General features: G+C 64.3%; 4 protein-coding genes. All 4 read left to right on the top strand.

Annotated features, from left to right (window positions below; genetic code table 11):
• Window positions 1-118 precede the first annotated feature (118 nt).
• Complete coding sequence (hypD, locus tag ACZM96_RS09540) at window positions 119-1,219, top strand: hydrogenase formation protein HypD (protein WP_489488771.1); 1,101 nt, start codon at window positions 119-121, stop codon at window positions 1,217-1,219.
• Window positions 1,220-1,464: 245 nt separating this feature from the next.
• Window positions 1,465-2,679 (top strand): tryptophan synthase subunit beta, encoded by a 1,215-nt coding sequence (trpB, locus tag ACZM96_RS09535; protein WP_346665061.1) that lies wholly within the window; start codon window positions 1,465-1,467, stop codon window positions 2,677-2,679.
• Window positions 2,680-3,136: 457 nt separating this feature from the next.
• Window positions 3,137-4,135, top strand: coding sequence for a hydrogenase expression/formation protein HypE (gene hypE, locus ACZM96_RS09530; RefSeq protein ID WP_489488769.1), 999 nt, complete (start codon window positions 3,137-3,139; stop codon window positions 4,133-4,135).
• Between the two features lie 7 nt (window positions 4,136-4,142).
• Window positions 4,143-5,055 (top strand): glycosyltransferase family 9 protein (locus ACZM96_RS09525; protein WP_489488767.1); only part of this gene is annotated, 913 nt, incomplete at its 3' end.

The following is a 5,055-nucleotide window of genomic DNA, read 5'->3' as shown; positions in this document are numbered from 1 at the left end:
TTTCGGCGCAGTGCGTTTCTGCGGTGCAGCGGGGGAGCGACGGCGAGGCTCCCTGTCCCGTTGACAGGGCGGACGCTCGCGTTTACCCCAGAGAGAAATGAAGTTTTCAGGAGGCCGCATGGATATTTCTTCCTCGTTTCACGATCCGGCGCTGTGCCGCGCCCTGCTTGACCGGCTCTCGGAAGAGCTCGACGCCCTGGGCAGAGGCGTGCGCTTCATGGAAGTGTGCGGCACGCATACGGTGTCCATTTTCCGCAGCGGTCTCCGTTCCCTGCTGCCCGCAGGGCTGGAGCATCTTTCCGGGCCGGGCTGTCCGGTCTGCGTCACGCACGACTCCGAGGTGGCGGCCTTCATCCGCGCCGCGGAAAAGCCGAACGTCATCGTGGCCACGTTCGGCGATCTTCTGCGCGTTCCCGGGCCCGACGGCCGCTCCCTCAAGCACGCCATGGCCGAGGGCGCGCGCGTGCAGGTGGTCTATTCGCCGCTCGACGCCGTGAAGCTTGCGGCCGATCATCCCGGCGACACGGTGGTGTTTCCGGCCGTGGGCTTTGAAACCACGGCCCCCGTCATTGCCGGAGCGCTGATGAGCGCCCGCAGCATGGGGCTTTCCAATTTCTGCATCATTCCGTGCAACAAGCTGGTGCCTCCGGCCATGCGTGCCCTGCTGGAAAAGGACGACGCGCACCGCATCGACGCCTTTCTTCTGCCCGGTCACGTGGCTGTGGTGCTGGGACTTGCGCCTTTTGAATTTCTGGCGAAGGAGTTCGGCCGACCTTCCGTGGTGGGCGGCTTCGAGCCTGCCGACATTCTTTCCGCGCTCTGCCTCATGCTCGACATGCTTCGCCGCGGCCGCCCGGAAGTGGGCAACACCTACGTGCGCGCCGTGAGTTCCGAAGGCAGTCCGCAGGCAAGGCGCGTCATGGACACGGTGTTCCGCGTGGCGGACGCGCGCTGGCGCGGACTCGGCGACATTCCGAAAAGCGGTCTCGCCCTGCGCGACGAGTGGAGCGACTTCAACGCCCTGGAACGGCTCGGCGTCGAACTCGGCGAAACGGGGCACATTCCCGGCTGCCGCTGCGGCGACATCCTTCGCGGGGCGCTCTCGCCGGATCAGTGTCCGCTGTTCGGCAAAGTCTGCACGCCGCAGAATCCTACCGGCCCGTGCATGGTTTCCACCGAGGGAAGCTGCGCGGCCTGGTATCGCTACCGCGGCGCGTAGAGAACACGTTTGTGCGAAGAAGGTCGGCGACCCCTTGACGCGGGCGCGTTTTTTCGCTAAGGATGAACCCATGAACACGAACGCTTCCAGAACTTTTACCGGCATGTGGTGGTGGCCCTGCTAAAGGGGCCGGGTTCTGGAGTATTATCAGAAGTAAAATATGAGAACCGCGGTCGGAGTAACGGCCGCGGTTTTTTTATAGCCGGAAGAGGAAAGGCCGTACTCCGCGACAGAAGGAGTAAGTCATGAGCGTTTCCGAATCCAGCAAGACTTGTGCCCAGGCTTTTGAAACCGGTTTCTTCGGCCCCTACGGCGGTCAGTTCGTTCCCGAGTCCCTCAAGAAGGTGCTGGACGAAGTCAACGACGCCTTCATTAAATATCGCGACGATCCCGAATTCAAGGCTGAGCTCGCCGATCTGTTCACCCACTACTGCGGGCGTCCTTCGCCCATCTTCCACTGCCGCAATCTGAGCCGCGAACTCGGCGGCGCGCAGATCTATCTGAAGCGCGAAGACCTGAACCATCTCGGCGCGCACAAGATCAACAATACCCTCGGTCAGGTGCTGCTCGCCAAGCGCATGGGCAAAAAACGCCTGGTGGCGGAAACCGGCGCCGGCCAGCACGGCGTGGCCACGGCCGCCACGGCCGCGCTCTTCGGCATGGAGTGCGTCGTGTACATGGGCGAGGAGGACATGCATCGGCAGGCCCTCAACGTGTTCCGCATGCGCATGATGGGCGCCGAAGTGCGTCCGGCCATGAGCGGTCAGCGCACCCTCAAGGAGGCCGTGGACGAGGCGCTCGACTGCTTCGTCAACGATCCGAGCATGTTCTATGTGCTCGGTTCCGCCGTGGGCCCGCATCCCTACCCCGTCATGGTGCGTCATTTCCAGTCCATCATCGGCCGCGAGGCCCGCGCCCAGAGCATTGAGCAGATTGGCCGGCTTCCCGACTACGCCGTGGCGTGCGTGGGCGGCGGCTCCAACTCCATCGGCATGTTCGCGGGCTTCCTCGACGACGCGGAAGTCAAGCTCGTGGGCGTGGAACCCGGCGGCAAGGGCATGGGCTACGGCCAGCACGCCGCGAGCCTCTGCAAGGGCACGCCCGGCATTCTGCACGGCTTCAACGGCTACCTGCTTCAGGACGAGAACGGCGGCGTGGCTCCGGTGTATTCCATTTCCGCAGGTCTCGACTATCCCGGCGTGGGCCCGGAACATTGCCAGCTCAAGGACTCCGGCCGCGCCGAATACGTGACCGTGACCGACGAAGAGGCCGTGAACGCGTTTCTCACGCTGTCGCGCAAGGAAGGCATCATTCCCGCGCTGGAATCCTCGCACGCTCTGGCCCACGCCATGCGCCTGGCTCCCACCCTGGACAAGGACAAGATCATCATGGTCTGTCTCTCCGGCCGCGGCGACAAGGACGTGACCCAGATTGCCGAACTTCTGAAGGGCAAAATGTAGCATTCGTTTCCCCCGGCGCAGATGACGACCGGAAAAGCTGGACTACACTGCCGTGAGACTTCCCGGTACGCACCGGCCCCGGCGTTTCGGATGCAAGGCCGCCGTGCCGTGACAAGCTCCTCATCGAGCTTTGCCTGACATGAAATAAGAAACACATGACTGCCGGAGTGGAACCGTGCCGCGGTCATGTGTTTTTTTATAGAAAGCTGGCGGACGAGGCGGACGTGCTCTGCTTCTTATTCGGAGCGCCGCGGAAAGGCCGCTCCGTTTATTCGACATTGCTCCAAGTTCGTGCGACGCCCGGACTCCCTCCCGAGAAGGGCGGGGGCCCGGGCGTTTCCCTTTGCCCGGATTTGTGCTAGGGTTGCGCCCTGCATGTGACTTTCCGCCGCGCGTTCGGGGCGGAAGGTCCGGGCCTTTCGGGCCTGAATTTTCTTTGTTTTTCCAAGGGCCAGCCATGAAGATTCTTCTCGACAGCGGAAGCGGCGGCAGAGCGTCGCAGCGGCTTATCGCCGATGTTTTTCTCCGGCATTTCGACAACGGCATTCTGCGCCGCATGGACGATGCGGCCCTGCTTGATCTGAAGGGGCCCGTGGCCATGAGCACCGACGGCTACACCGTGACGCCGCTGTTTTTTCCGGGCGGCAGCATCGGCTCTCTGGCGGTGCACGGCACGGTGAACGACGTGTCCATGCTGGGCGCGCGTCCCCGGTATCTTTCCTGCGCCTTCATCATAGAAGAAGGGCTGGAGCTCGACGTGCTTGAGCGCGTGGTGGAAGACATGGCCCGCGCCGCGAAGAAGGCCGGCGTGGACATCGTGACCGGCGACACCAAGGTGGTGCCCAGGGGCGCGTGCGACAAGATGTTCATCACCACGGCGGGCGTGGGGGAAGTGATCGCCTCGCCTGCGCCTTCCGGACATGCGGCCCGCCCCGGCGACGCCGTGCTCGTGAGCGGTTCCATGGGCGATCACGGGCTGACCGTCATGGCAAGGCGCGACGGCCTTTCCTTTGCCGGGGACGCATCGAGCGACAGCGCGCCTTTGAACCGCATGGTGGAGCGGCTCATTACGGAAGTTGGCGACATTCACGTGCTGCGCGATCCCACGCGCGGCGGCCTTGCCACCACGCTCAACGAAATAGCCGAGCAGTCCGGCGTGGGCTGCGTGGTGGAGGAAAGCGCCGTGCCCGTGCATGAGAGCGTGCGCGCAGGCTGCGACGTGCTTGGTCTGGACCCGCTCTATCTGGCCAACGAGGGCAAGCTCATCTGCATTCTTCCCGGGGAAAAGGCGCAGACGGCGCTCGACGTGATGAAGTCGTGCGAATTCGGCGCCGAGGCCGCGATCATCGGCAGCATCACGGCTGCGGAAAAGCCCCGCGTGGAACTGCGCACCTTTATGGGCGGTTCAAGACTTCTTTCCATGCTGGAAGGGGCGCAGCTGCCCCGCATCTGCTGAGGTCGTCATGCGCATCGCCGTCTGGAACACCGCGTTTCTCGGAGATTCCGTTCTTACGCTGCCGCTCATCCGTGTGCTCAAGGCCGCCTGGCCCGACGCGGAGCTGGATTTCTACGTGCGCGGCGGACTGGCCTCCCTGTACGAGGCGCAGCCCGAGATTTCCCGCGTGTTCTCCTGCGACAAGCGCGGAAAGGACAAGGGCCTGGCCGCAATGTTTCGCGAGGGCCGCAGCATTGCGGAGCGCGCCTACGACGTCTGGGTGGATGCGCATCTCAGCCTTCGTAGTTCGTACATGGCGTGGGCCAGCCGTGCGCCGGTGCGCGTGGGCTATGCCGAGGCCGCGCTTTCGCGCTTCGTCTTTACGCGCCGCATCGGCCGCCGCTTCCATGAACTTCAGGAAATAGAACGTCTGCTGCTTCTCGCGGAAGCGCTGGACGTGCCCCGTGCCGTGCTGGACGACGAAACGCTGCGCTGGCCCGAGCTTTCGCTGCCGCCCCGCGCCGTGGAAGAGGCCGGGGCGCTGCTTTCGCCGCTGCCCGAGGGCAAAACCATAGGTCTGCATCCCGGTTCGGTGTGGCCCACCAAGCGCTGGACTCCAGAAGGCTTTGCCTTTATCCTGCGCCGGGCGCTGGATCGGAACGTGAACGTCGTGCTTCTGGCGGGCCCCGGCGAAGAGGAAACCGCCGCGAAGGTGCGGAGTCTTGCGGGCGTTCGCGAGGACGAGCTCCGTTTTCTCGATCTTTCGGGCAGAACGTCGCTGCTTTCTCTGGCCGCCGTGCTGGGCCGTCTGGACGACTACGTGACCAACGATTCCGGCCCCATGCATCTTGCCTGGGCGCAGCACACGCCGGTGACGGCGCTGTTCGGCCCCACGGTGCAGGCGCTCGGCTTTGCGCCGCGCGGAAGGGAGAGCACCGTCA

It is taken from the genome of Mailhella sp. (assembly GCF_057866825.1).
Note: the sequence above shows the minus strand (reverse complement) of the source record. Positions and strands in the feature narration are given on the sequence as shown.